Origin of the sequence: Methylobacterium indicum, from assembly GCF_001043895.1 — a bacterium.
In the GTDB taxonomy this organism is placed as follows: Bacteria; Pseudomonadota; Alphaproteobacteria; order Rhizobiales; family Beijerinckiaceae; genus Methylobacterium; species Methylobacterium indicum.
The window spans coordinates 16,823-43,527 of record NZ_JTHF01000254.1 but is presented as its reverse complement, the minus strand read 5'-3'; the positions used below and the strand labels follow the sequence as shown (position 1 = coordinate 43,527).

General features: G+C 71.3%; 20 protein-coding genes and 1 pseudogene. 7 read left to right on the top strand and 14 right to left on the bottom strand.

What is annotated here, in order from left to right; all coding sequences use genetic code 11:
• Positions 1 to 699: pseudogene (locus QR78_RS35685) on the bottom strand (collagen-like protein); the annotation flags it as partial.
• Positions 700 to 1,402: 703 nt separating this feature from the next.
• Here QR78_RS35685 and QR78_RS26005 point away from each other — a divergent pair.
• The 3 genes from QR78_RS26005 to QR78_RS25995 all read left to right on the top strand — a co-directional run bounded on the left by QR78_RS26005 (position 1,403) and on the right by QR78_RS25995 (position 3,009).
• Positions 1,403 to 2,065: a phage tail protein gene (locus QR78_RS26005; RefSeq protein ID WP_048430495.1), complete on the top strand. Its 663-nt coding sequence runs from the start codon at positions 1,403 to 1,405 to the stop codon at positions 2,063 to 2,065.
• Positions 2,062 to 2,388 (top strand): DUF6916 family protein, encoded by a 327-nt coding sequence (locus QR78_RS26000; protein ID WP_048430494.1) that lies wholly within the window; start codon positions 2,062 to 2,064, stop codon positions 2,386 to 2,388. The genes QR78_RS26005 and QR78_RS26000 overlap by 4 nt, the downstream gene beginning before the upstream one ends.
• A gap of 78 nt (positions 2,389 to 2,466) precedes the next feature.
• Positions 2,467 to 3,009 carry a GNAT family N-acetyltransferase gene (locus QR78_RS25995; protein ID WP_048430493.1) on the top strand — a complete coding sequence of 181 codons (543 nt, stop codon included), beginning with the start codon at positions 2,467 to 2,469 and terminating at the stop codon, positions 3,007 to 3,009.
• 61 nt (positions 3,010 to 3,070) lie between these two features.
• Here the strand turns inward: QR78_RS25995 and QR78_RS25990 are convergent, their stop codons facing one another.
• The 11 genes from QR78_RS25990 to QR78_RS25940 all read right to left on the bottom strand — a co-directional run bounded on the left by QR78_RS25990 (position 3,071) and on the right by QR78_RS25940 (position 14,301).
• A complete protein-coding gene (locus tag QR78_RS25990; protein WP_244276407.1) occupies positions 3,071 to 3,601 on the bottom strand; it encodes a protein phosphatase CheZ in 531 nt (176 codons plus the stop codon).
• Positions 3,602 to 3,820: 219 nt separating this feature from the next.
• Positions 3,821 to 5,974: a methyl-accepting chemotaxis protein gene (locus QR78_RS25985; protein ID WP_048430491.1), complete on the bottom strand. Its 2,154-nt coding sequence runs from the start codon at positions 5,972 to 5,974 to the stop codon at positions 3,821 to 3,823.
• Between the two features lie 315 nt (positions 5,975 to 6,289).
• Positions 6,290 to 6,871: a hypothetical protein gene (locus QR78_RS25980; protein WP_048430490.1), complete on the bottom strand. Its 582-nt coding sequence runs from the start codon at positions 6,869 to 6,871 to the stop codon at positions 6,290 to 6,292.
• A gap of 59 nt (positions 6,872 to 6,930) precedes the next feature.
• Positions 6,931 to 7,635 carry an ABC transporter ATP-binding protein gene (locus QR78_RS25975; RefSeq protein WP_048430500.1) on the bottom strand — a complete coding sequence of 235 codons (705 nt, stop codon included), beginning with the start codon at positions 7,633 to 7,635 and terminating at the stop codon, positions 6,931 to 6,933.
• Complete coding sequence (locus tag QR78_RS25970) at positions 7,628 to 8,359, bottom strand: ABC transporter ATP-binding protein (protein ID WP_048430489.1); 732 nt, start codon at positions 8,357 to 8,359, stop codon at positions 7,628 to 7,630. The genes QR78_RS25975 and QR78_RS25970 overlap by 8 nt, the downstream gene beginning before the upstream one ends.
• On the bottom strand, positions 8,356 to 9,396 hold the full coding sequence (locus QR78_RS25965; RefSeq protein WP_048430488.1) for a branched-chain amino acid ABC transporter permease: 1,041 nt from the start codon (positions 9,394 to 9,396) through the stop codon (positions 8,356 to 8,358). Before QR78_RS25965 ends, QR78_RS25970 begins: the two co-directional genes overlap by 4 nt.
• On the bottom strand, positions 9,396 to 10,274 hold the full coding sequence (locus tag QR78_RS25960) for a branched-chain amino acid ABC transporter permease (protein ID WP_048430487.1): 879 nt from the start codon (positions 10,272 to 10,274) through the stop codon (positions 9,396 to 9,398). The genes QR78_RS25965 and QR78_RS25960 overlap by 1 nt, the downstream gene beginning before the upstream one ends.
• 109 nt (positions 10,275 to 10,383) lie before the next feature.
• Complete coding sequence (locus tag QR78_RS25955) at positions 10,384 to 11,634, bottom strand: ABC transporter substrate-binding protein (protein ID WP_048430486.1); 1,251 nt, start codon at positions 11,632 to 11,634, stop codon at positions 10,384 to 10,386.
• Positions 11,635 to 11,774: 140 nt separating this feature from the next.
• Positions 11,775 to 12,575, bottom strand: coding sequence for a putative hydro-lyase (locus tag QR78_RS25950; protein WP_048430485.1), 801 nt, complete (start codon positions 12,573 to 12,575; stop codon positions 11,775 to 11,777).
• A 108-nt stretch (positions 12,576 to 12,683) separates the two neighbouring features.
• Positions 12,684 to 13,580, bottom strand: a complete 897-nt coding sequence (locus tag QR78_RS25945; protein WP_048430484.1) for a LysR family transcriptional regulator — start codon at positions 13,578 to 13,580, stop codon at positions 12,684 to 12,686.
• Between the two features lie 97 nt (positions 13,581 to 13,677).
• Entirely contained in the window at positions 13,678 to 14,301 is a 624-nt protein-coding gene (locus QR78_RS25940; protein WP_048430483.1) for an FMN-binding negative transcriptional regulator, read from the bottom strand.
• Positions 14,302 to 14,398: 97 nt separating this feature from the next.
• Here QR78_RS25940 and pdxR point away from each other — a divergent pair, with 97 nt between their 5' ends.
• Both pdxR and QR78_RS25930 read left to right on the top strand, forming a co-directional pair.
• Positions 14,399 to 15,844, top strand: a complete 1,446-nt coding sequence (pdxR, locus tag QR78_RS25935) for a MocR-like pyridoxine biosynthesis transcription factor PdxR (RefSeq protein WP_048430482.1) — start codon at positions 14,399 to 14,401, stop codon at positions 15,842 to 15,844.
• Between the two features lie 158 nt (positions 15,845 to 16,002).
• A complete protein-coding gene (locus QR78_RS25930; protein WP_048430481.1) occupies positions 16,003 to 18,570 on the top strand; it encodes a putative bifunctional diguanylate cyclase/phosphodiesterase in 2,568 nt (855 codons plus the stop codon).
• A 199-nt stretch (positions 18,571 to 18,769) separates the two neighbouring features.
• Here the strand turns inward: QR78_RS25930 and QR78_RS25925 are convergent, their stop codons facing one another.
• Positions 18,770 to 19,831 (bottom strand): HD-GYP domain-containing protein, encoded by a 1,062-nt coding sequence (locus QR78_RS25925; protein ID WP_048430480.1) that lies wholly within the window; start codon positions 19,829 to 19,831, stop codon positions 18,770 to 18,772.
• A 1,012-nt stretch (positions 19,832 to 20,843) separates the two neighbouring features.
• Between QR78_RS25925 and QR78_RS33205 the strand changes: the two genes are divergently transcribed.
• Positions 20,844 to 24,443: an autotransporter family protein gene (locus QR78_RS33205; protein ID WP_048430479.1), complete on the top strand. Its 3,600-nt coding sequence runs from the start codon at positions 20,844 to 20,846 to the stop codon at positions 24,441 to 24,443.
• Positions 24,444 to 24,572: 129 nt separating this feature from the next.
• Here QR78_RS33205 and QR78_RS25915 read toward each other — a convergent pair whose 3' ends face one another.
• Positions 24,573 to 24,776 carry a hypothetical protein gene (locus QR78_RS25915; RefSeq protein ID WP_048430478.1) on the bottom strand — a complete coding sequence of 68 codons (204 nt, stop codon included), beginning with the start codon at positions 24,774 to 24,776 and terminating at the stop codon, positions 24,573 to 24,575.
• Between the two features lie 390 nt (positions 24,777 to 25,166).
• Here QR78_RS25915 and QR78_RS25910 point away from each other — a divergent pair, with 390 nt between their 5' ends.
• Complete coding sequence (locus tag QR78_RS25910; RefSeq protein ID WP_048430477.1) at positions 25,167 to 26,540, top strand: MFS transporter; 1,374 nt, start codon at positions 25,167 to 25,169, stop codon at positions 26,538 to 26,540.
• Positions 26,541 to 26,705: the final 165 nt, after the last annotated feature.

Here is a 26,705-nt window from a genome sequence, read left to right as displayed (position 1 = left end):
GCCGGTGGCGCCCTGCGCACCTGTGGTTCCCTGGGCGCCGGTGGCGCCCTGCACGCCCGTCGCGCCTTGGACACCGGTGGCGCCCTGGGCACCCGTGGCCCCCTGGGCGCCGGTCACGCCTTGGGCGCCGGTGGCACCCGTCGCACCGGTGGCGCCGGTCGCACCCGTGGCGCCCGTGGCACCCGTGGCGCCGGTCGTGCCCGTGGCGCCGGTCGCACCCGTTGCACCGGTCGCACCCGTGGCACCGGTCGCACCCGTGGCACCGGTCGCGCCAGTGGCACCCGTTGCACCGGTCGCACCCGTGGCACCGGTCGCACCCGTGGCACCGGTCGCGCCAGTGGCACCGGTCACGCCCTGCGGACCCGTGGGACCGGTCGAGCCGATCGCCGCCAGGTTCGCCTTGTTGGCATTCATGGTGTACGTACCATTTCCGGTGGTAGTCGTTGTCGACCCGCCCCCTAATGCATCGGAGAACGTATCACCAGAAAAACCTGATCTTGCAGTAAACACTGTTGCGTTGTCGATGGCAGTGTTTTCCTGGATCACCCATTGAAAGTTATAATCAGTTCCGCTGCTAAATTTCCCTCTCGAAACTGCGAAAAAGACATCGGCGTTGTTGTTTACATCGCGATAAGACCACTCATAATCATCCCCACTGGATCCGCCCGTCCCCGTAATCGTCAACAATTTGTCGGCCATTGAAATGCCCCAACCATTCCAGATGACAGGCACACCCCTCGAAAGGGAGGATGCGTCGTCGCAACATCAGATCACGACCTGAATGCCTGTTCGGCGGCTGTCGAGGAAGACGGAAACGGCGCCTTTCCCACGGGCAGACTAGAAATTCTCCCGTAAGTGGTATTTTTGCACGGAAGACCGATCAGCATCATCACAGCATTGTCATACTGTTTTTCTCGATCTATAACAATATTTCGTAGTTTGATTTTATTTTGTCTGAAAATAAAAATTTTGGATAAAAATTAAAGACAAACGTGTTATTGCTTTGGCTACTGAAACAGTAATCCAGCGGATCGACCCGCACGCTGTCGCCGGAGTACGTCGTGCGCCCCGCGGAGAATCCACCTGTCCGTCGCCGTCGTGCCCCGTACAGACGGATACGCCATCGCTCGTCCTGCGGCGCGTCGCCGGGAGCAATCACCGTCCGGACGGATGAGCCACGGCATGCAAGCGGGCACGGACACCCGGCGGCCACCTTTCTTTACGCGATCGTCATGTCCTGTCAGGGCTACGCTCCCTAATCGAACGAGCAGACATCGAGAAGACCTCTTGCGGAAGCGGCCGCCGGTCGAATAACAGTCGTTGTGCAGGGCGAATCGCTGGTCAAGCTGATTCGTTTTTGCGTCATTGTTATCTTGGCACCGTCAAATCAAGGAAATTTGTCATGGAACCAATGCTCGGCATGATCTTCATGATACCTTGGAACTGGGCGCCAAATAATTATGCGCTATGTCAGGGTCAGACTCTGACGGTCCAGCAGTACACGGCTCTGTACAGCCTGATGGGACTCACGTTCGGCGGTAGCGGTAATACGAATTTCAACCTGCCCGACCTTCAGGGGCGCGCTCCCATCGGCACCGGCGTGTCTCAGGGCACCAGCTTCCCGCTCGCCATGAAAACCGGCACCCCGACCACGACACTCGGGCTCGGCAACCTGCCGGTGCACAACCACGGCGCGACGTTCAAGGCGGTCACTGGCAGCCAGACCGTCACCATCCCGGGGCAGACCGGCACCCAATCGGTGCAGATCAACGCCTCGACGGCTGCGGGTACGACCGGGCCGGGCCCGTCCACCGTGCTGGCGACGATAGGGGGTTCATACAAGATCTACGGCGCCGTCGGTTCCATGACCCCGCTGGCATCCGCGTCGGCCGGGCTGACCGGCACCGCCGCGACCGCGGGGCAGACCTTCAGCGTCCCGACCGTCACCGGCGGTACCGTGGAGATCAGCGCTGCCGGCGGCGGCCAGCCGTTCACCAACTACCAGCCGTCGCTGGCGATGAGCTTCATCATCGCGCTCGTCGGCCTCTACCCGGAGCGGCCGTGACCGTCGCGCTCGATACCGTATCGGCGGCGCTCTTCGCGGACCTGCTGGGGGACGGCTTCGCGTTGCGGGGCCCGGGCGGTCAGGATCTGGCCGTCACCCTGGCCTCGTGCCGGGAATCCCCCCACTCGACCATGGCGGGCAGCCCGCGCACGGCGTTCTCCCTGGTCTTCCACTGCCCGGCGGCGGCGGCGGGGCCCTTCCGGGGGGGCCATTGCGTGCTGACGCATCCCGCTTTCGGCGAGATCGGGCCGCTCTATGTCGAGCGGATCCTGCCCACGGGCGTCCCTCCGGGCTCCGCCGCCTACCAGGCGGTCTTCAACTGAACCTCACCGGGCGGCCCCGCCAGCCTCGCTGCGCGGGCCGCCCTCGTCGCGTCCATATTCCGACCGGAGACCCACCGCATGGCCTCCCAGACCGGCTCCCTCCCGCTGTTCGGCGGCCTGGGCCTTCGCCCCATCCGCCCGAGCGACCAGGACTTCCTGCTGCGGCTCTTCATCGAATCGCGTCCCTGGCTGTCCTGGGCCGACACGGACCGCGACGTGCTGCAGGCGCTCTACGAGCAGCAGTTCCGGGCCATGCGGGCGGGGCTGGAGAGCGTGTATCCCGAGCACATGGACTTCATCGTCGAGCGTACCGGCCAGGCGGTCGGGCGCCTCGTCGTCGATCTCGGCTATGCCGACTGGCGCATCTCGGAACTGGCGATCGTCGCGGCGGCCCGCGGCAAGGGCATCGGCACCGACCTGGTGCGCAGCCTGCAGGCGGCGGCCGAGAGCGTGCGCCTGCCGATCACCCTCTCGACCCCGATGGTCGGCGCCACCGACGGGCGCTCCCTCTACGAGCGCCTGGGCTTCCAGGTCACGGCGGTGCGCCCACCGCATTACGACATGGCGTGGCTGCCGGCCTGCCGGAAGGCGCCGCAGCCGGCAGGGTTCATCGCCGGCTGAAGCCGCCGGGCGGGCGCATCCGCGGTCCCCGCCCCGTCCCATCGCGCCGGTGACCGGCGCGCTACGGGAACATCGCGTCGACGGCGTCCTGCGACACCGCCGCGGCGCCGGGCAGGGCAGGGCCGTTGAGGAGGGACTCCTCCTCGCCGCGGGGGTCGGGCTTGGGCCGGGCGGGCGAGGGCGCGGCGCCGGACCACAGGCGCAGCATCTCGCCGACCCGCTCCTCGACGTCGACGATGGTGCGCACCACCTTGGAGATCCGCTGGCCGGTCAGGTCCTGGAAGTTGCAGGCCTCGAACACCGTCTGCATCTCGGCCTGGATGGCGCGGGCATCCTCCCGGGTCGCCTCGTCCTGCGCCCGCTTGGCGATGTTGCGGGCAAGCGCGTCGACGGTCTCGGAGACGGTCAGGATGGTGTGGGTGGCCTGCTCGGTGCCCTGGACGACGGCGTGCAGCTCGTCGCGGGCGCGGCCGCTCTCCTGCTGTTCGCGCAGGTCGGCGATCTCCTGGCGCGTGCGGGCGATGGTCTCGGAGATCGACATCAGGTGACGCTGGAGCAGCGCCGTCGTGTCCTCCAGGGATCCCGGGCTCACCGTGCCACTCATCATGATCGTCAGGCCAATCGTCGAACATCACGCTGTTCGACACCCTATCCCGACCCGCTTAATCAATTCCGAACGGCGATGGACGGTGACCGGGAAACATCGTGGCCGGACAATACTTGCCGCAACGCAACACCGGACGGTCGGAACGACGAAGGCCGGACCCCGCCCGCGGGCAGGGTCCGGCCTTCGGCCATCGGGCGGATGCGGTCAGGCGGCGCGGACGCTGGCGAGGAAGCCGTCGACCTCCCGGCGCAGGCGGGCGCATTGCTCGGACAGGTCGTCGGAGCCCTGCGACACCTCGGAGGCGGCGCGGCCGGCGGCGGCGGCGGCGTTGGCGACCTCGTTGATGTCGCTCGTCATCGCGGCCGTGCCCTCGGTCGCCTCCGCCATCTGGCGGACGATCTCGTGGGTCATCGCGCCCTGCTCCTCGATCGCCGAGGCGATGCCGGTGGTGACCTGGCTCATCGCCTCGATCTGCGCCGTCACCCCGGCGATGGCGCCGCCCGCCCCCTCGCTGGTGGCCTGGATCGCCGCGACGTGCCGGCCGATCTCCTCGGTCGCCTTCGCGGTCTGTCCGGCCAGCTCCTTGACCTCGGCGGCCACCACCGCGAAGCCGCGGCCGGCCGCCCCGGCGCGGGCCGCCTCGATGGTGGCGTTGAGCGCCAGCAGGTTGGTCTGCGAGGCGATCTGCGAGACGAGGCCGACGACGTCGCCGATGCGGGTGGCGGCGGCGGAGAGCTCCGCCATCGTGCCGCCGGCGCTCCGGGCCTGGGCCACCGCCTCGGACGACATCCCGGCGGCCTGGACCACCTGGCGGCTGATCTCCGCCACGGTCGCGCCGAGCTCCTCGGCCGCCGCCGCGACGGCGCCGATGTTGCCGCTGGTCTGCCGGGCCACCGACGCGACGGTGACCGAGCGGGACGAGGTGCCCTCGACCGCGTGGTGCATGGCGCCGGAGGCGCCGGTCAGCCCCTCGGCCGCCCCCGACACCCGGGCGACGATGCCGCCGACGGAGGCCTCGAACCGGTCGGCGAGATCGCGCAGCAGGCTGCGCCGGGCCTGCTCCTCGCGCAGGCGCGCGGCCTCGGTGGTCTGGAGCTGCTGGGCCGCCTCCTCGAGGGACATGTCGCGGATCATCACGACGGCCCGGGCGATGTCGCCGATCTCGTCGCGGCGCTTGTAGCCCGGCACCGCGTCGAGCACCTGGCGGGCGGCGAGCGCCTTGAGCGCCGTGGTCAGGGCGCCGAGGGGCCGCACGATCGCCCGCGCCATCAGCAGGCCGAGGAGCGCGGTGCCGGCGAGCACCGCGAGCCCGATCATCACGAGGAGGCGGGAGAGGTCGCCGACCGCCTGGAGGGCCTCCGCATCCGCCTGCTCGGCCACCAGGGTGTAGGGCACGCCGAGCACCGGCACGACCGCGCTCACCGCCCGGTGGCCGCCATCGGCGACCGCGTAGGTGAAGGGCTTGTCGGCCGCGACCTGCTCCGGGGCGATGCCGAGGGCGCTCAGGGGCGCGCCCGCCTTGACGGCGGGGTCGAGGGGCGGGTTGCCGCGCAGGTTGCCGTCGGCGCCGATCGCGAGGGTCTGGCCGGTCTCGCCGAGGCCGGCGCGGTGCGACAGGGTCTGGTCGAACAGGGCCGGGGTGAGCCGCATCACCACGTAGCCGGCGCGGTCCACCGCCTGGGCGGTGCCCATGGCGACGTTGGCGCGCCGGTTCACCGGCTTGCCGATGAAGGCCGCCTGGCCGCCGACCGGGTAGGCGGCGAAATCCGCGAAGCTCACGGCATCGGGACCGCCCGCCTTCATCGTCTCGAACAGCTTCGCGAGGCTGGTGTCGCGCAGGGCCGGATCGCCGAGCGAGGCGGCGAAGTCGTCGCCCTTGGTCGCCGTGTAGACGATGCGCCCGTTGGTATCGAGGAACATCAGGTCGGCGTAGCCGGCCGGGCCCACGAGCTTGCGGGCCACCTCCTGCACCTTGACGTGCCGGCGGCCATACATGGTGTTGGTGGTCGTGCCGTCGAAGGCGAGCCGCGCCTCGACGCCCTGCGGCGCCCGGAAGGCCGCCAGGATGCCGGCATAGTCCGGCTTGTTCGGATCGAGGTTCTCGATCAGGTCGGTGAAGTTCGAGGCCACCTGCGGGTGGTTGGCGGCGGCGACGAACTCGGCCTGGGCCCGATCGGCGACGAGCGCCATGCCGTGGCCGGTCGCCGTGGCGGCGAGCCGAAGGCGATCCTCGACCGCCGAGACGAGGCTGCTCCGGGCGGTGTACCAGCTCAAGCCTCCCATCACGGACGAACTGACGAGTGCCAGACCGATGATGGTGGCGGGCAGCCGGATGGCCAGCTTGGACAAGGTCAGCATGTAGGGTGATCCAGCTCGCGATGCGCTGCTTGCCGTTGAGGGCATGGGATTCGAGGCGGAAACCCCGTTATCCTGAGAGCATCATAAGCGCGGAAATTTTTCGTAAAGCGGTGCCGTCTGCGGCCGTCGGCCATGGTGGTAACTGTTACGACTGGACCTTTGGCCTAGTCTGGATTGGCGCCGGCCCGGCGAATAGGGTCGCTTCCGCTACTGCCGCGGGGTTTCCGCGGCAGATCTCGTTCCGGTGACCGTCGGGCAATCGCCAACGCCCGGAACCCGCCTCCGGTCGCGGTGCCGGTACTGACCGGCGGGCGGTCAGGCGTAGTCGCCCGGCGCGATGTCGGCGCTGCGCAGGAAGATCTGGAGCGCGGGCTGCATCGCACGGTGCAGCCGGGCGAGGTCGTCGCGCGGGCCGCCGAGCGCCCGGGCCATCGCGTCGTCCAGCGTTCCCGGACCGTAGGGGGCGTCGGCATCGACCGCCGGGACGCCGCGGGCCTCGTCCCACCCCACGGCGAGGCGGCGGATCAGGGCGATGTGCTCGGGTCCGACCTCGAACACGATCTGCTCGGGCGCCGTCCCGGTGCTCTCGTCGCGGAAGACGTCGGAGACCTGCGTCAGGTCGAGCTTGGTCAGCGGGTTGTGGTAGGTGTAGCGGCCGGGCTTCAGCTCGGCGTGGCGCAGGAAGGCGGCGAGCGCCGCGCCCACCGCCCGGTGCTCCTCCGCCGCGCCCTCGTCGTCGCCGGTGACGTTGGCGATGTCGCCGTCGCGGTCGAGGCTGCCATAGGGGGCGTCCGGGTGGATCGCCGGGGCGCCCTGCCCCGCCGGGTCCCAGGCCACGACCAGGCGCCGGATCAGGGCGATGCGCTCGAGCGTGATCTCGGTGGTGGGGCTGGTCATCGCTGGGTCTCCGTGCCGGGCCTCTGTAGAGCATCGAGGCCGGCAGCGGGAGTCGCGGTTCAGATGCCGAGATAGACCCGGCGCACCTCCGGGTCGTCGCGCAGGGACGCGGCCGGCCCGCTGAGCATCAGCCGGCCGGTCTGGAGCACGTAGGCCCGGTCGGCGATGCTCAAGGACTCCGCGAGGCGCTGCTCGACCAGGAGGATCGTGGTGCCGGAGGCCCGGATCGCCTCGATGGCGGAGAAGATCTCGTCGACGAGCTTGGGCATGATGCCCTGCGAGGGCTCGTCGAGCATCAGGAGGCGCGGACGGGTCATCAGGGCGCGGCCGATGGCGAGCATCTGCTGCTCGCCGCCCGAGAGGGTGCCGGTGCGCTGCGGCAGGCGCTCCTCGAGACGGGGAAACAGGGAGAAGACCCGGTCCAGGGGCGCCTCGCGGTCGGGCGCCTTGCGGTGGAGGTAGCTGCCGAGCCGCAGGTTGTCGGCGACCGACAGGCGGGGAAACAGCCGCTTGTTCTCCGGCACGTAGGCGATGCCCTTCGCCGTGATGGCGTGGCCCGGCAGCCCGTCGATGCGGGTGCCGTCGAACACGACCTCGCCGGATTTCGGCCGCTCCATCCCGGCGATGGACTTGAGCAAGGTCGACTTGCCGGCGCCGTTGGCGCCGGCGACCACGACGATCTCGCCCGCCGCGACCTCGATCGAGATCCCCTGGATGGCGAGCAAGCCCTGATAGGCGGTGGAGAGCCCGCGGACCTCAAGCAGCACGGTGGCGCTCCCCCAGATAGGCGGTGATGACGCCCTCGTCGCGCACCACCTCGGTCGGGTGGCCCTCCGCCAGCACGCGGCCGAGATGCAGGACGACGGCGCGGTCGACGAGCGGCATCACCACCTCCATCACGTGCTCGACCATGATGACGGTGACGCCGCTCGCCGCGACCTTGCGGATCAGCGCGACGCCGGCCTTGGCCTCGCTCGGGGTGAGCCCGGTCAGCACCTCGTCGAGGAGGAGGAGCTTCGGCTCGGTGGCGAGCGCCCGGGCGACCTCGAGGCGGCGCTTCTCGGGCGGGGTCAGCTCGCCGGCCACGGCCTCGGCGCGATGGGAGAGGCCGGCGAAGTCGAGGGTCTCCAGCGCCCTGCGCCGGGCCGCGGCGGCGCCGGGATGGCGGGCGAAGCCGCCGACGATCACGTTCTCGAGCACGTTCATCGAGTCGAACGAGCGCGGCACCTGGAAGGTGCGGGCGATGCCGCGCCGGCAGCGCTCGGGGGCGGAGAGGTCAGTGATGTCCTCGCCCCGGAAGACGATTCGTCCCTCGCTCGGCTGATAGGTGCCGGAGATCAGGTTGAACAGCGTCGACTTGCCGGCGCCGTTCGGCCCGAGCAGCCCGAGGATCTGGCCTTCCGGCACGTCGAGGCTGACATCGGCATTGGCGACGAGGCCGCCGAAGCGCAGCGTGACGTGGTCGATGCGGAGCAAGGGTTCGCTCACGGCGTGACCTCCTCGTTGCGGGCCCGGCGGGTGCGGCGAAACAGGCTGAGCACGCCTTCCGGCCGGGCAAGCGCCACCACCATGACGAGGACGCCATAGAGCATCAGGTCGAGGCCGTTGCCGCTGCCGCCGAGATACGAGCGGCTGATCTCGGTGAGCGGGATCAGGATCGCCGCACCGACGAGCGGCCCCCACAGCGTGCCGATGCCGCCGAGCACCGCCGGCAAGGCGAAGAGCAGCGAGAAGCGGAAGCTCATCACGCTCTCGGGATCGATGTAGGAGACGTAGGCCGCGTAGAAGCCGCCGCCGATGGCGGTGAAGAAGGCCGAGACGGCGGCCGCCGCCATCTTGGAGCGGAAGACCTCGACGCCGAGGCTCTCGGCAGCCTGGGCGTCGTCCTTGACGGCGCGCCACCAATAGCCCCAGCGCGAGCCCTCGATCAGCCAGGTCACGAACCACACCACCGCCAGGAAGCCGACCGCGAAGTGGACGTAGGGGATCTTGTCGCGGGCGAACTGGAGCGTCCACCACGAATCCGGGTTGAACGGCCACTGGATGCCCATCGCCCCGCCGACGAACTCCCAGTTGTGAACCAGGAGGAGGCCGATCTCCGCGATCACGATGGTGGCGATCGAGAAGTAGTGGCCGGCCAGCCGGAAGCACGGATAGCCGAGAAGGAGCGCCACCGCCGCCGAGAGGGCGCCGCCCGCCAGCATGCCGAACCACGGCAGCACGCCGTAGGTCACGAACAGGACCGAGGTCGCGTAGGCGCCGATGCCGAAATAGAGCGCGTGACCGAGGGAAACCTGTCCGCAATAGCCGCCTAGGATGTTCCAGCTCTGCGAGAGCGCGGCGTACATCAGGGTCAGGATCAGGACGTTCTGGAGGTAGATGTCGGTGATGCCGTAGGGCAGCGCGGCGAGGCCCGCGAAGACCACGGCGGCGACGACGAGCTTGCGCCGGCGCCTGGCCGCATGGCTCGCCTCGGCCCGCGCGAGGCCGTCGCCCGGCGCCAGGGTGGTGGTCGCGGCGGTCATCAGAGCCTCCCGAACAGGCCTTGCGGCCGCACGAACACCACCGCGAGGTAGAGGGCGTAGACCCCGATCGACTTCAGCGCCGGCGGCAGGATCACCGCCGTGAACGCCTCGACGAGGCCGACGATGATCCCGGCGACCAGCGCCCCGGCGACGCTGCCGAAGCCGCCGAGCGCCACAGTGACGTAGGCGATGAGCGCGAAGCTCGCCCCGACCTGGGGGTGGATGTAGTAGAAGATCGCCAGCACGGCGCCGGCGAGGCCGACCAGCGCCGCGCCCAAACCCCAGCCGAGGGCGAAGACCCGGTTGCGGTCGATGCCGACGAGCGCCACCGCGCCCTGGTCCTCCCGGGTCGCCTCCAGCGCGCGGCCGAAATCGGTGCGGCTCATCAGGAGGTGCAGCCCCCCGAAGGCGGCGAGCGAGACCACGGCGCCGAAGAGCTGCGGCCAGGGCAGGAAGATCCCGCCGAGCTCGAGGGTGCGCCCGCCGAGCCACGTGTTCTGGACGTTGCGGTAATCGGGCGTGAACAGGTACTGGGCGGCCCCCTGGAGCAGGATCGCGAGCCCGAAGGTCGCGAAGATCTGCACCATGCCCTGGTTGGCCTTGGCCCGCATGGCGAAGCGCACCACACCCATGTAGGCCGCCGCCCCCAGCATGAAGAGCAGGGCGGCGACCAGCGGCATCAGCACCACCGGGTCGAGCCGGGTGACCAGCACCAGCCCGAAGGTCGCGTACATGGCGAGCATCAGGAACTCGCCATGGGCGAAGTTCACCACGTCCATCAGGCCGAAGATCAGCGAGAGGCCGACCGCGATCAGGGCGTAGATCAAGCCCATCAGGAGGCCGCTCGCCAGCACCTGCACCAGGGCTTGCGTCGTCATGGGGGATTCGGGCTCCGGTGGGCGGCGCGCAATGATGGATCGATCGGCGCCAGGAATGGCGCAGGTTCCTCCTCTCCCCGCGGGCGGGGAGAGGAGGAAGAGCGTCCCCTCACGCGTTCATCGGCCACTTGGCCGGCGCCGCGGCCGCGGATTCGGGGAAGACCGTGACGAACTTGTCGCCGATCCATTGCAGCAGCACCGGGTCGGCGTAGGTGTTCTGGCCGTCGGGACCGAACGCCACCTTGGTCCAGGGCATCACCGTGCGGGTGCCCGGAATGTCGGTGGCGGCGAGCGCCGCCCGGATCTTCTGGCCGTCGGTCGAGCCGGCGCGGTCGAGGGCGTCGGCGAGCACGATCATCGCCATGAACTGGCGCGAGGAATTGTCGTTGAGGTCGCGGCCGGCGCGGGCCTTGTACATTCCGTTGACGGTGGCGACCATCGGGCGCTTGGCGGCCAGATCGAGGGAGAAGCTGCCCCGCGAGATCAGGCCCTGGAGCTTGTCGCCGACCGCGTCGTAGGTGACCTTCTCGGAGAAGCCGGCGGCCTGCGCGATGATGCTCTTCGGCTTGTAGCCGAGTTCGCTCATGGTCTTGGTGAGCAGGATCGCGTCGGTGGTGTAGCTCGTCGGCAAGAGCACGTCGGCGTTGGCGGTCTTGAGCTGCTGCACCTCGGCGGTCAGCGAGGGCGAGTTGCTCTTGTACTTCACGTCGGCGACGAGCTTGTAGCCGCGCTCGGCGGCGAGCTTGCGCTGCACCGTCGAGGAATCGACGCCGTAGATCGTGTCCTCGAAGAACAGGGCCACCGAGTCGATCTTCTGGCCCTGCTTGCGCTGGGCATCCAGGAAGTCGAACATCGCGGTCGAGAACATCTCGTCGTGGGCGGCCGGGCGGAAGAAGTACTTCAGGCCCTTGCGGTGCAGGCTCGGCGACGAGGAATCGGCGCAGACGAACGGCACGCCGTAGCGCTCGGCGGTGGCGCTCACGGTCGCGGAGACCGCCGACTGGTAGCAGCCGACGAGCGCCGACACCTTGTCCTGGGTGATCAGGCGCTCGGCCTCCGCGCGGCCCTTCTGCGGGTCGGCCTGGTGGTCGGCGAAGACGAGGCGGATCTTGGCGCCGCCGAACCCGGCGAGCCCGACGCCCTTGGCGCCCGGCAGGTCGAGGTCGTGGTCGTTGTTGATGAGGTCGAGCGCCGTCTCGATGGCGTGGCGGGCATCCACGCCCACCTGCGCGCTCGGCCCCGACATGGCGTAGAGCACGCCGACCACCACCTCCGGCGCGGCGGCGCGGGCGGGCGTGCCGCGCAGGCTCGCGAGCGAGAGGGCGCCGGCCCCCACCAAGAGTTCTCGACGACGGATCATGCGCTGGCCTCCAGGGGCTGGACGACTTTCTCTAAGCCTCATTTCGCCTGCTTTGAAAAGCCGGTGTCGAAGCGGTCAAAGCCGGATGGCGGAAATGATGCACATACAACAGGCCCAGACGAAAGGACCGGGGACATCTGTCACAGGACGGCGAACTCGCTGTTGCGCCGGTCGGTGATCAGCATGCAGCCCGGGGCGTGGGTGATGGCGAAGGGCGGCCGCACCGCGGCGATGACCGATTGCGGGGTGACGCCGCAGGCCCAGAAGACCGGGATCTCGTCCTCCCCGATCCTCACCGGATCGCCGTAATCGGGCACGGCGATGTCCGCGATGCCGATCAGGTCCGGCCGGCCGAGATGGACCGGCGCGCCGTGGACGGCGGGGAAGCGCGAGGTGATCTGCACCGCCCGGATCGCCTGAGCGGGGGTGAGCGGGCGCATCGACACCACCATCGGTCCGGCGAAGCGGCCGGCGGGCGTGCACGGGATGCTGGTGCGGTACATCGGCACCCGCACCCCCATCTCGACGTGGCGCAGCGGCAAGCCGTCCTCGGCCATCGCCGCCTCGAACGAGTAGGAGCAGCCGATCACGAAGGCGACGAGGTCGTCGCGCCACAGGTCGGCGACCTCGTCGCGCTCCGCCACCACCTCGCCGTCGCGCCAGACCCGGTAGCCCGGGATGTCGGTCGCGATGTCGAGGTCGAGGCCGAGTTCCGGGATCCGGCGCTCGCCCGGCGCCGAGACGCCGATGATCGGGCAGGATTTCGGGTTGCGCTGGGCAAAGAGCAGGAACTCGGCGGCGAGGTCGACGGGCAGAACCGCGAGGTTGCCCTGGACGAAGCCGTCGGCGATGCCGGCGGTGCAGCCCGTGACGGCACCGCTGCGGCAGGCGAGCCTTGCGGCCTCGCCGCTCATCCGCGCCCGGTCGAAGGGAAGAGTCATCGCAGATCCCCTGCTCGCGGCCAATCGCCTGCCCAAGGATGGAGCATGATCACATCGCAGGCACGTCACGGCCAATCATGATTTCGCATCGGTTTCGATAAGCGGAGCTTATCGGCGCCAGTCCGGCGCGGCGGCGACCTCGCAGGCGAGCCGCGCCGCGGCCGCCGCGAGGCCGCTGTCGGTCAGGCTGGCATAGGTGGCCGTGAAGGCGATGTCAGGCAGGGCCGGCGCCGGGGCGATGATCCGCAAGGCCCCCTCCTCCAGGTCCCGGCGCACCACCTCGGGCGGGATCACCCCGATGCCGATGCCCTCGCGGGCCATGCGCACGATGGTGGAGAGCGAGGCGTTGCTGTGCAGCCGGGGCGGCGGCAGGTCGGAGCGGGCCAGCATCTCGCGTAAGGACACGTAGGGATTGGTGTTCTTCGGGTAGGTGATCAGCGGGTGCCGCAGAAGGCTCGCCAGGCTCACCTCGCCGGGGCCGAGATCGAGCTGCGGCGCGGCGATCCAGGCCAGGGACACGCTGCAGAGCGGCAGGTTGACCAGGCTCGGCATGGTGATGGGCCCGACCAGGAAGGCGAGGTCGAGATCCCGGTTGAGGAGCGCGTCGCGCATGTTGGGCGAGATGTCGACCGCGATATCCACCGTGACGCCAGGATGGGCCTCGTTCATCCGGGCGATGAAGCGCATCAGCCAGGTATGGACGATGGTCTCCGAGACGCCGAGGCGCAGGACGCCCCGCATCGCGCCGGGTCCGGCGACGTTCCGCATCATCTCGGTGCGCAGGTGCAGGAAACGCTCGGCATAGCCGAGGAGGTCGCGCCCCTTGGGCGTCAGCGCGACCGAGCGGGCGCGCCGCTCGAACAGCGGCACCCCGAACTCGTCCTCCAGGGCCGCGATGCGCTGCGACACCGCCGGCTGGGAGGTATTCATCCGCTCCGCCGCCTTGCGGAAACTGCACAACGAGGCAGCCCAGTAGAAGATCTCCAGGCTTCGCAGGTCCGCCATGCCCCATCCCGGTTCGCGTTCACCGGGCATCTTGGAGCAAGGATCGGACCGGGCGCAAATGCCCGCGGCCGCCTCCCGGCCGGGAGGCGGGGGCGGATCATCCCTCCGTGATGAGCGCCGCCACGCGGCGTGCGCCGGCCTCGCCCGCGGCGAGCCCGGCCGCGACGCCGGCACGGTCCGCCGCGCTGCGGTTCTGGCTCATCTTGCGCTTGCCCTCAAGGCGGGCGATCGGCAGCCGCAGGCCGACGATGCCACGCAGCTGCGCAGCGACGAAGTCGGCGGGCGCATCCGCCACCGCCCAGGGGGCCGGCCGCGCGCCCTCGTGCCGCTCGGTGAGCCGGGTGACGACGGCCAGCAGCCGCTCCGGCTCGTCGAAGAACTCGGCGGTCCCGTAGGCGTGGACCGCGACGTAGTTCCAGGTCGGCACGACCTTCCCCGTCTCCCGCTTGGTCGCGTACCAGGACGGCGTCACGTAGGCGTCGGGCCCGGAGAAGATCGCCAGCGACTCGGCCAGAGCCGGCTCGCGCCAATGCGGGTTGGCGCGGGCGAGGTGGCCGTAGAGCACGCCGCGCTCGCCCTCCTCCGGCGCGAGGAGGAGCGGCAGCGGCGTGCACAGGAGACCGGCCGCCGTCGCGGTCACGAGGCTCGCGAGCGGCGCGGCCCGCATCGTCTCGTGGATCGCGGCCTCGTCGGTCTCGCGGAAGGCAGGCGGGACGTACATCGAAACTCTCCTCGGCCGCGACGGGGCCGGTACTGGTCCTTGCCCCGAAACCGGCCCATGCTGAACGGCCAGTTCGCCACGAAACGGGTGGGCCAGTTTGACCGAAGCCTCACGCCGCCCCGCCCCGGTCGGCCGCCGGATCGGCGCCGACCTGAAGGCGCAGATCGCCCAGGGCGTCTATCCGCCGGGGACGGCCGTGCCGTCGAGCCGGGCGCTCGCGATCGAGCTCGGCGTCTCGCGCACCACCGTGACGGCGGCCTACGACCAGCTCGTCGCCGAGGGGTGGCTCGAGACCCGGCCCGGGGGGCGGACGCGGGTCGCCGCCGGCATCCTGCCGGTGCCGCCCCCGGGGCCCGGCGAGGCGACGGCACCGCCGCGCCTGTCCGCCTTCGGGTGCCGCCTCATGGCCGAGCCGCCGCCCGAGATGCGGCCGGGACCGGCGATCGATTTCCGCTACGGCGACCTCTCGGGCCGCGACTTCCCGGTCCTCGCCTGGCGGCGGGCACTCACCGCCGCCGTCCTGCGCCGGCCTGCCCGTCTCGGCTACGACGATCCGCGGGGACTGCCGGAGCTGCGGGCGGCGCTCCAGGCCTATCTCTGGCGCGCCCGCGGCCTGCGCTGCGACCTCGACCAGATCGTCGTCGTCAACGGGTCGCAGCAGGGCATCGACCTCTGTGCCCGGCTGTTCGTCGATCCGGGCGACCGGGTGGTGTTCGAGGACCCGGGCTACGGCACGGCGCGCCGGACCTTCGCGGCGGCGGGCGCCGCGATCATCCCGGTCCCGGTCGATGCGGAAGGGATGCGGACCGGAGGGCTCGGCCCGGCGCGGCTCGCCTACGTCACGCCCTCGCACCAGTTCCCCCTCGGCGGCGTGATGCCGGTCGCGCGGCGTCAAGCCCTGCTCGCCTGGGCGGAGGCCTGCGGGGCCATGATCGTCGAGGACGATTACGACGGCGAATACCGCTTCGACGGGCAGCCCGTGGAATCGCTGCTGAGCCTCGATCGCACCGGCCGCGTCGTCTATGTCGGAACGGTCTCCAAGACGCTCTCGCCGCAGTTGCGCCTGGGCTACCTCGTGGTGCCGCCGGCCCTGGGGCCGGCCATGGCCGAGGCCAAGCGCCTCGCCGACCGGCAGGCGCCGGGGCTGGAACAGGCCGCCCTCGCCGCCCTGCTCGCGGAGGGCGGCTACGAGCGCCACCTGCGCCAGGCCCGCCGGCGCAACGCCGCACGGCGCGCCGCCATGCTGGCCGCCCTCGCCGAGCATGTCGGTGCCGCGGTCCGGGTCGAGGGCGCGGCGGCGGGGCTGCACCTCGTCGCCTGGCTCCTGCGCGAGCCCGCCGCGCGGGAGGCCGCGATCGTCGCGGCGGCCAGAGCCGCGGGGATCGGCGTCTACCCGGTCGGCCCGCTCTACCACGACGCGGCGGTGCGGCCCGACCGGGCCGGACTGATCCTGGGCTTTGCCGGGAGCGAGCCCGCGGCGATCCGGGAGGGCATCGGCGCCCTCGCCGCCGTGCTGGCCTCCGGGTGCCCCGCGGCGGGCTGAGCCGGTGGCATCTCGGCCTTGCGCAATCGGGTCGGGAATAAGCGTTTCGGCAACGCTTTGCCTGTAAGCCCTAGCAGCGCCCGGGCGCGGTGCCGGTTCAGCATGACCGGGGGACCTTCTTGCAGCATCCACCTCGGGAGCCGGCCGCCACCGTCAGAATGGTAGGCCGTCGACTGGCAAATCTCCGGCTGGCAGGCAGACGGGACGTCGGGCTCGGGCGCCGGCTGTGGGTCACGGCCCTGCTCCTCGCGGCGGGTCTGCTCGCCCTCACGGCCATCGTCATCGCCCCCTCGGTCACGGCCTACCGCGACAGCCAGAGCAACCTCGCGCGCATCGGCCGGCTGCGGCAGGTGCTCGAGGCCGCCAACCGCCTCTCGGCGGAGCGCGGCCCCTCGAACGTGGTCATGGCGATCGCCCCCGGCAGCGATCCGGCGGCGGAGGCGCGGCTCGCGGCCTTTCGGGTGGCGAGCGACAGGGCACTGATGGGCATTGCGGCCCTCGAACAAGCGGACCCGGCCGCCCCGGCAGACGAGACCGATCGCCTCCTGCCGGATCGCATCGTCGCGGCGACGGGGGCCCGGCTGGAGGAGGCGCGGCGCGAGGTCGACCGGGTCGCCGGGGTGCCGGTCTCCGAGCGCCGCGCCGCGGACATCGCCGCAGCGGTCGCCCGGATGGTGGCGGTGGTCGACATGTACCAGGACGCCGTCGCCTGGGAGATCCGCGCCCTCGGCCAGGCCGACCCCCGCCTGATCGGTCCGGGGCTCGTCGGCCACGTGGTGAGCGACCTGCGCGAATATGGCGGCCGGATCGGCTCGGCCATCATCCCGGCGGTGGCGGTGCAGCAGCCGCTCGATCCGCTCCAGATCGCCGAGGCGGTGCAGATCCGGGGCCGCATCGTCGAGCTGATGCGGCTGCTGCGCGGCCAGGCGGCGTTCGGACCCGGCCAGCCGGTGGCGGATCTCCTGGCCGAGGTCGAGGCGACCTTCTGCGAGACGGGGCTCGGCCTCATCGACACGGCGATCGCCGAGGGACGCAGCGGCGGCCGCTACACGCTCTCGGCCGACGAACTCACCCGCCGCTACGTCCCGACCCTGAAGCCGGTCGAGGCCCTGCGCGACCGCTACCTCGCCGGAATGGTCGCGGGCTTCGCCGCCGAGCGCGACGCCGTGCGCACCCGGCTCGTCGCCGTGGCCTGCGGCACCGTGACGGTCCTGACGGTCCTCGTCGCCCTGCTGCTGTCGCTGCGGGCCTCGGTGCTGCGCCCGTTGCTGATCGCTCGCGAGACCGTCATGGCCTTGTCGGAGGACGGCGCGCCGGCCCCGCGCCGGCTGCCGGCCCTGCGGGTGACCGAGATCCGGCGCCTGTTCGACGCCCTCGCGGTGCTGGACGAGCGGATGCACGAGCGCGGTCGCCTGATGGCGACCCTGCGCCGGCAGGCCGAGACCGACGGCCTGACCGGAATGAGCAACCGCCGGGGCCTCGCCGTCGCGATGACGCGCCTCGCCGGGGCGTCCGGGGGCCTCGGGGCCGCCGCCCTGATGATCGACCTCGACGGCTTCAAGAAGGTCAACGACAGCCTCGGCCACGAGGCCGGCGACGACCTGATCCGGCAGGCCGGTGCGCGGCTCGCGGCCTGCATCGGCGGGGACGGCCTCGTCGCCCGCATGGGCGGCGACGAGTTCGCGGTTCTGCTGCCCGGCTGCGGCGAGCCCGAGCAGGCCACGGCCTTCGCCGAGACGTTCCTGCACAGCCTCTCCGAGCCGTTCCCGATCGCCGGCCAGACCATCCATCTCGGGGCGAGCGTCGGCATCGCGCTCAGCCCGCTCCACGGCCCCCTCGACGACGCGCTCCTCGCCTGCGCCGACATGGCGCTCTACGAGGCCAAGCGCGCCGGGCGGCACTGCCACCGCCTGTTCACGCCGGCCCTGCGCGACGCGACCCTGTCCTGGACCGCGCGCCAGCAGGAGCTGCCGCGGGCGCTGGCCGCCGGGGAGTTCGTGCTGTTCTACCAGCCGCAGCTGCGGCTGGCGGATCGCCGGGTCGTCGGCGCGGAGGCGCTGATCCGCTGGCGCCACCCCCGGCTCGGCCTCCTCGCCCCGGCGGAGTTCCTGGCTCCCCTCGAGGCGAGCCGGCTCGCCGTGCCGGTCGGCCGCTGGGTGCTGCGCGAGGCCTGCGCCCAGGCCGCCGCGTGGCGCCGGGCCGGCGCGGGCGACCTGAGGATCGGCGTCAACCTGTTCGGGGCGCAGTTCCACTCGGCGAGCCTCGTCGACGAGGTGAAGGCGGCGCTCGCCGATTCCGGCCTGCCGGCCTCCGCCCTCGAGATCGAGATCACCGAGACCATCATCCTGCGGCATGACGAGGGCCTGATCGCACCGCTGCGGGCGCTGCGCGACCTCGGCGTCGGCCTCGCCTTCGACGATTACGGCACCGGCTACGCCTCGCTCAGCCCGCTGAAGCGCTTCCCGCTCACCCGGCTGAAGATCGACCGCTCGTTCGTGCAGGGCATGGTGGCCTCGCCCCAGGACCGGGCGATCGTGCAGTCGGTGCTGACGCTCGGGCGCAGCTTCGGGCTCGCCGTCATCGCCGAGGGCGTCGAGACCGAGACGATGGCCGAGAGGCTGCGGGCGAAGGGCTGCGAGGAGGCGCAGGGCTACCTGTTCGGCCGCCCGATGCCCGCCGAGGCGTTCACGGCTTTGTGCTGCGCCGAGGAGCGGCGGAGCGCCTGAGGCCAGGCCGGGAGGCGCGCGTCCGGCCATCCCCGCGGACCGGTCGATGGGGCCGCCGCATCGACGATCGGCCCATACGGTGCGGGGGGTGGCGAGGGGATCGGCGATGGGACGATCGAGGGTCGAGACCGGCCCCCGCTTGCGGTCCCCCTGCCCCCTATGACCTGCCCCCCATGAAAGAGGTGGCGGGCCGGCGGCCTCAGCCCGCAGCCTTCAGCGACTCGCCGAACGACTGCACGAGGCGCGCTTCGAGCTTGCCGTCCATGGCGGACAGGATCGCCATCGCATCGGCCATCGGCATCGGCGCCTTGTAGGGGCGACGCTCCGTCAGGGCGGCGTAGATGTCGCAGATGGTGAGCAGGCGCACGATGTCGCCGATCTGGCTGCCGGCGAGGCCGTCGGGATAGCCCGACCCGTCGAGCATCTCGTGGTGATGGCGCGCGGCGGCGAGCGTGATCGGGTCGCGCTCGCCGCCGGCCACCAGGATCTCGTGACCGATGGCGGCGTGGGTGCGCATCACGCTCATCTCGTCCGGCGTGAGCCGGCCGGGCTTGTTGAGGATCTCGAGCGGGATGCGGGCCTTGCCGACGTCGTGGATGAGCGCGGCGCGCACGAAGCGGAACTGGTCCTCGTGGCGAAAGCCCAGATGCAGCGAGAATTGCGCGGCGTGGCCGGCGACCAGCAGGCAATGCTGGTAGGTGGCGTCGTCGTGGGTCCACACCGTGTCGAGCCAGCGGGCGAGTCCGCCCTCGCGGACCGCGGTGAGGATCGGGCCGAGGCCGGCCTCGACGGCGCCCATGCGGATCGGCTGGCCGGCCCGCGCCTCGGCGAGGAGGCCGCTCAGCGCCTCGCCGGCCCGGGCGACCCCCTGGCTGACCGTCTGGCCCGCACCCTCGGCGATGATGCCGACCTGGTTGGCGAGCGCCGCCACGATCGTCTCGGGCGGCACGTAGGCGGGCATGCACACCGTCGCCCCGAGGGTCTTGGCGTGGCGCAGCGCGTCCTGGGTCGCCTTCCGCAGCAGGCAGATCACCGGCAGGTGCTTGTCGGCGAAGCGGCGCTGCAGCGCGCGCAGGCAGTGATCGGCCTCCGGCCGGGACAGGGTCATGTCCGACACCACGCCGGCGAGCGCCCCCCGGCCTCGCCACGTCTCGTCCGGGCCGACGACGTCGCAGATGCCGATCCCCCGCAAGGCCGCACTGATCGCGGCACTGCGGTCCGGCCTGTCGGTCACGAGGACGAAGGTCCTCTCGTCGGGCATCGCGTCCCTCCTGGCGGCCGCACGGCTCCCCTGCGGTTCCTGATCTACAGGTTTACTCCCGAACAAATGCTTACGCCGATCGCGACCATCACCGGACGGCCGCAAGCAGACACAGCTCGGCGGCTGGTATCGGCGTGTCGTCGGCGCCACCCTCGTGGCGTTTCGCGGCCCACCCCCGCGCGGGACGACGCCGGGGCCGGCGCGTCGTCGCTTTTCGTTCTCCGATGCAACCTATGAATGTTAGCCACCCGGGATGAACTCATCCTGCGGTAACGTCGTCGTAACTGTTAGTCACGACAGGCCCGGTCCGGCCCGGTCGGGATCTCCATCCGAACTGCCACGCATCCCCCGTTCGGCGACCGGGCCCGGGCACCTCATAAAGCCCCGGCCGGGCCGACAATGCCCCGGCTGCGGGCGGCTCCGAATCGGCCGCTTTCATGGGCGCGGCGTTGGCGGTCGCGGCCGAGGGGCCTTCCGATGAGGCGCCTGCCCTCGGCAGCCTTCGCCGTGTCGTGCCGGTCCGAGCATCCCGGCCTTCAAGGCGCGCATATCCTCGCCATCATCGCGGCGGCAAGGCGCAGGTCGTCTCCTCCTCCACGCCGTCAGTCGGAGGTCGAGAGAGATGGATAACAGGCGCGATGCTGCCGGATGAACTGGAACCGACCGGAATAGGACCGGTCAGGATTGCTCCGCACGGCCGAAGAAAGCTTTCCCGTGCGCGACGGGCAGCCGGGATCTCGACCCGAGCGGTGGTAGCCCGCCGATGTCGAGTCCAGCGACCCCGGTCATCGCGAAACCGCACCGTATGCTGATTGTCTGACGCAAGGTCGGTCGGTATCCCGGCCCCGAAGATTGTCGATAGTCGATCTTCCATTGCGCGAGACAGGACCCACCGTCTCCCGGTCGTCGCCGTTGGTGTTTCTCGATATTTCTCATGCCGCCCCGTCATCGGGACTTCATGCGGCCAAGCTAGGCGCCGGCCCGCAACAGAGAACATCGTCTCGAGGGGTCCATGCGTCCGACGCTCCACGCCGCGCTTCTTGCGGCGACCTGCCTGTTTCCGATCGATGCGTGGGCGCAAGGCGTTCCGACCTCGCCGCCGGTCGGCTTCCCGAACAGCACCTCGGTCACTCCCGGCACGGTGATGAACCGGGTGCTCGATTCCTATGCCGGGCTCCTTGCCGGCAATCCCGCGGCGCTGACCCGGAACTACCAGACCGTCGTCGCGATGACGCAGGGGCGCACCGACGCCCAGACCCTGGCGGCGATCCACGACGACCGCACGGGCCAGGCCTACAGCATCCTCAACGGCCTCGGACCGCTGACCTCGGCCTACCTCACGGGCGCCGGCGCGTCGTTCACCGGAACGACCCCGAACAGCCTGACGCCGACGGCCTACGTCGCCACGACGTTCGCCGACTACGCGGCCAGCATCCGCACCGGCAACGACGCCAGCGCGGGCGCGACGACCTTCGGCAACGGCACGGCGACGCCGCTCGCCGCGGCGGTCGGCTTCATCAACGACGTGGCCCGGGCCAACGCCTCGACCGAGCCGGCCAAGCGGATCTTCGCCCGCTACCAGGGCGACGCTTCCGCCATCAACCCGCTCGATCCCCGCTTCAACGCCTACAGCGCGACGACCAACAAGACCGGCCTCTCGACCCGCGACACCGCGGGCCTGGTGGTGCCGACCTACCTCCAGAACTTCCCCGTCCCGGCGGTCTACGGCACGGCGGATCGCTGGGTGCGCGGCTTCACGGTCACGCAAGCCATGATCGACGCCAATGGCGGCCGGCCGCTCACCGTGCCCAACGTCGGCACCTTCTCGGGGAGCACCTTCACGCCGGCGACCTTCTCGGTCGGCGACTACGTGCCTGGCATCGGCACCTCGCCGCGGCCCTACCGGGTCTCGACCGGCGTCGCCGTGCCGACGCTGCTGCAGCCGGTCATCAACAGCACCAACCCCTATGCCGACGGCGCCTATCCGAGCGGCCACACCAATTCGGGCTACCTTCAGGCGCTGGCCACCGCCTTCCTGGTGCCGGAGCGGGGCCAGCAGCTCCTGACCCGGGCCTCGGAACTCGGCAACAACCGCATCCTGGCCGGCATGCACTCGCCCTTCGACGTGATGGGCGGCCGGATGGAATCGAGCGCGATCGTCGCCACCAACATCTACGGCGCGCTCTACGATTCGGCCGGCAACCGGCTCGACTGGACCGACCCGGCGAACAAGGCCGCCTACGGGGTCTACCAGGCCTACCGGCAGACGCAGTCCTATCTCGCCTCGACCTGCGGCGCGGCGAGCGTCGCGTCCTGCCTCAACGCGGCCGCCGCTGCGGGCACGACCGACGCCTTCGGCGACGCGGCGCGCAACAAGGCCGACTACACCGCCCGCCTGACCTACGGCTTCCAGCCCACCGGCACCGTCGCCCCGATGACGACCGCCGACGTGCCGCTCCAGGCACAGGTGCTGCTGCTCACCCGCTTCCCCTACCTCACCGACGCGCAGCGCACCGAGGTACTGGCGAGCACCGGTCTTCCCTCCGGCTACCCGGTCCTCAGCGGCAACACCTATGACGGCTGGGGCCGGCTGAACCTCTACGCCGCCTTCGACGGCTACGGCGCCTTCACCCGCGCCGTCACCGTGACGATGGATGCAGGCCAGGGCGGCGCCTCGGCCTTCGACACCTGGCGCAACGACATCGCGGGCCAGGGTTCGCTCACCAAGGCCGGCAGCGGCACCCTGGTGCTGACCGGCGCCAACACGTATGCGGGCGGCACCACGGTGGCGGGCGGCACCCTCGTCGGCCACGCCCGGGCCTTCGGTTCGGGCGCGATCCGCAACGATGCCAGCCTCGTCCTCGACCAGGCGACCGACGGCACGATGGCCAACGCGCTTTCGGGCACCGGCACGCTCGCCAAGATCAATGCCGGCACCCTCACGCTGACCGGCCAGAGCGCCTTCACCGGCGCCACGGCGGTGCTCGACGGCGGCCTCGCGGTGAACGGCTCGCTCGCCGGCTCTGTCGTCACGGTCGGCGCCGGCGGCCTGCTCGGCGGCACCGGCACGGTCGGCGGGGTGGCGGCGCAGTCCGGTGCGACGGTCGCCCCCGGCGGCTCCCTCGGCACCCTCACGGTCGCCGGCAATGCCAGCTTCGCCGCCGGCTCGACCTTCCAGGTCGAGGCCAATGCGAGCGGCCAGTCCGACCGCCTCGCCGTCACCGGCGCCGCCACGCTCCAGGGCGGCACCGTCCAGGTGCTCGCCGCGAACGGCGCCTACGCCCCCCGCACCGGCTACACCATCCTGTCGGCCGCGGGCGGCGTCTCCGGCACCTTCGCGGGCGTCGCCTCCAACCTCGCCTTCCTCACCCCGACGCTCCGCTACCAGCCCGCCGAGGTCGATCTCACGCTCACCCGCAACGACGTCGCCTTCGCCGCCATCGCCCGGACCCGCAACCAGGCCGCCGTGGCGAACGCGATCCAGGGCGCGGGCGCGGGATCGGGCGTCTACGACCGTACGGTGGGGCTGACGACGCCGGAGGCCGTCACCGCCTTCCAGGCGCTCACCGGCGATATCCACGCCAGCGCGGTCTCGGCCGCCTACGAGACCGCCTTCTTCGTCCGCGAAGCCATCCTCGACCGGCTGCGCTGGTCGGGCGAGGCCACCCGCGACTACGGGAACCTGCCCGCCACCTACACCGCCGACCTGCCCGGACGGGCCGCCCCGGTCGCCCCGGTGCCGGTGCGCGTCCTCGATCCCCGAGTGTTCGGGCTGTGGGGCCAGGGCTTCGGCAGCTTCGGCCAGGCGCGCAACGACGGGAATGCCGTCACCCTCAACCGCGACACCGCCGGCTTCGTGCTCGGTGCCGATATCCGGCTCGAGAGCGGCCTCCGGCTCGGCGTGGCCGGCGGCTACACCCGCACCACTCTCGATGCGCCCGGCCAGACGGCGAGCGGGTCGATCGAGAGCGGGTTCGGCGGCGTCTACGGCGGGTACGAGGCCGGCCCGTTCGCCGTGCGGCTCGGCGCAGTGTACGCCGACAACAGCCTGCGCCTGCGCCGCTCCGTGGTGTTTCCCGGCGTCTCGGAGACCGAGAGCGCCCGCTACGGCGGATCGACCGTGCAGGGCTTCGGCGAGATCGGCTACCGGATCGCCCTCGCGGCGGGGACGCTCGGCAAGGCCTCCGCGTCCTCCATCGAGCCGTTCGTCGGCGGGGCCTATGTCGGCATCGACCGGGACCGGTTCGCCGAGACCGGCGGCGTGGCGGCCCTGAGCGGTGCCTCGCGGCTCGCCGAGATCCCGACGCTTACGGCGGGTGTCCGCGGGCAGACCGAGGTGGATCTGGGCTTCGGCGCGCCGGTGTCGCTGCACGGGCTGGTGGGCTACCGCCGCGCCTTCGGGGACGTGATTCCGACGGCGCTCCTGGCCTTCGGGACCGGCCCGAGCTTCGTGACCGCGGGGATCCCGATCAGCCGGGACGCGCTGGTGGCCTCGGCGGGCCTCGACCTGCGGGTGTCGCAGGCAGCGACGATCGGCGTGTCGTACACCGGTCAGGTCGGGTCGCGGGCCGAGGACCACGCGGTGAAGGGCAGCTTCACCTATCGGTTCTGAGCTTTGGCGCAGGCCAGAAAAAGAGGGCGCGGCGCGAGCCGCGCCCTTCTTCGTTCGTGGAGTTATCGCGAGGCGGCCGTCTCTAAGCCTCCTATGCGCAGAGCTGCCCGAGGAAGGGCCCGGGCCGGCCTACGCCGCCTTGAGACGCGGGACCGGGCAGCGGGCCGGGGTTCCCTCGTCGTCCGTGCTCCAGCGGCAGACCGGGCGGCCGGTCTCCGGATCGAGGGACCAGGTGGCGCGCAGGACGGTCTTGGGCACCGGAACGGCGAGAGCCGCGGGCAGGCGCACGGACACGGCGCCCTTCGGCGCGAAGGGCAGGATGGTGAAGGTCATGATGCACCTCTCGGGGGCGGCCGTCCGCGCGGCCGACGCCTCCGAGAGCGCCCGGTCAGGCGTCCCTGCGAGAAGCGGCCGGCACGAACGGCGCGGTCGATCGACTGTGACTGTCGCTCGGCATGGGGTTGATGGTTCCTGGATGGGCATGGCGGGGCGACGACGCGCCCGGGGCCACGGATGCTCCTTACGCCCGTGGGCAAGCGTGTCAACGCGTTTGCGTGCCGCCGATGTCGCAGCATCTCCGCCCCTCGTGCAGGGCCGGAATGAGGCCGGGAGCGATGCGCGGGCGGCAGCTTTGCGTTAGGCCTCGGATCGGGCGCGAGGCGCGGCTCGCGTGGAAGAGTCGGCGGCGGGGGCGCGGCGCCGGCGTCAAGGAGAACCGGACGGATGACGGGAGCGGCGGGACCGGCGACGGCGGAGGTGGCCGACGGCCTGCCGACCCGGGCGAGGCTGTGGGCGATGCTGGCGATCGGCATCGCCATGTCGATGGCGGTGCTCGACGGCGCCATCGTCAACGTCGCCCTGCCGGTGATGGCGAAGGACCTTCAGGTCTCGCCGGGCGCCGCGATCTTCATCACCAACGGCTACCAGCTCGCGGTCACCGCCGCCCTGCTGCCTCTGGCCTCGCTCGGCGACATCCTCGGCTACAAGCGGGTCTACTGCACCGGCCTCGCGCTGTTCACGGCGGCCTCGCTCGCCTGCGCGCTCGCCGGCTCGCTGCCGATGCTGGTCGCGGCCCGCATCGTCCAGGGGCTCGGTGCCGCCGGCATCATGAGCGTCAACATCGCGCTCGTGCGCTTCGTCTACCCGCACCGGATGATCGGGCGGGGCGTCGGCACCATGGCGCTCATCGTGGCGATCGCCTCGGCGGCGGGGCCGAGCGTGGCGGCCGCCGTGCTGTCGCTGACGAGCTGGCCGTGGCTCTTCCTCGTCAACGTGCCCCTCGGCCTCGCGGCCCTGACGCTGGCGACCCGGATGCTGCCGGCGACGCCCCGCAGCGGCGCCCGGTTCGATGCCCTGAGCGCGCTCCTCAACGCCCTGGTCTTCTGCCTGCTCATCACCGGCGTCGACGGGCTCGGCGAGGCGGGACGGGGGGGCACGGCGCTCGCCCTGCTCACGGCGGCCGGCCTCGTCGGCATCGCCTTCGTGTGGATGCAGGCCCGCCTGCCGGCCCCGCTCCTGCCGATCGACCTCCTGCGCATCCCGGTCTTCGCGCTGTCGATGGTGAGCTCGGTCTGCTCGTTCTCGGCCCAGATGATGGCCTACGTCGCCCTGCCCTTCTACTTCCAGGACGTGCTCCACCTCTCCAGCACCCAGACCGGGTTGCTGATGACGCCCTGGCCGATCGCCATCGCGGTGATCGCCCCCTTCGCCGGGCGACTCGCCGACCGCTACCCGCCGGGCCTTCTCGGCGCCATCGGCCTCGTCGCCCTCTCGGCGGGGCTCGCCCTGATGGCGTCCCTGCCGGCCGAGGCCTCGCCGCTCGCGATCGCCTGGCGGCTGACGCTGTGCGGCCTCGGCTTCGGGCTGTTCCAGTCGCCCAACAACAAGGTGATCATCACCAGCGCGCCGCGGGAGCGCAGCGGCGGCGCGAGCGGGATGCAATCGACCGCCCGGCTGCTGGGCCAGTCCCTCGGCGCCGCGGTCGTCGCGGTGATCTTCGGGCACCTGCATGCCGGCGGCACCGCGACGGTGCTGTGGCTGTCGAGCGCGCTCGCGCTGACCGGCGCACTCGCCAGCGGGTTGCGGGTCCGGCGTTGATGCACCGTCGTCCCGGGCCGGCGGACCGCAAACCCGTCCGTTTCCGAGGCAAAGGAACGATTTGGACGAGGCCCGGCCCCGCACACGCGACGACTATCCGGGATGAAGATCTTGCCGTAGACGTGCTGCGTCAACGGCCCGCCACGGGGCCGAAACCGGAGGACG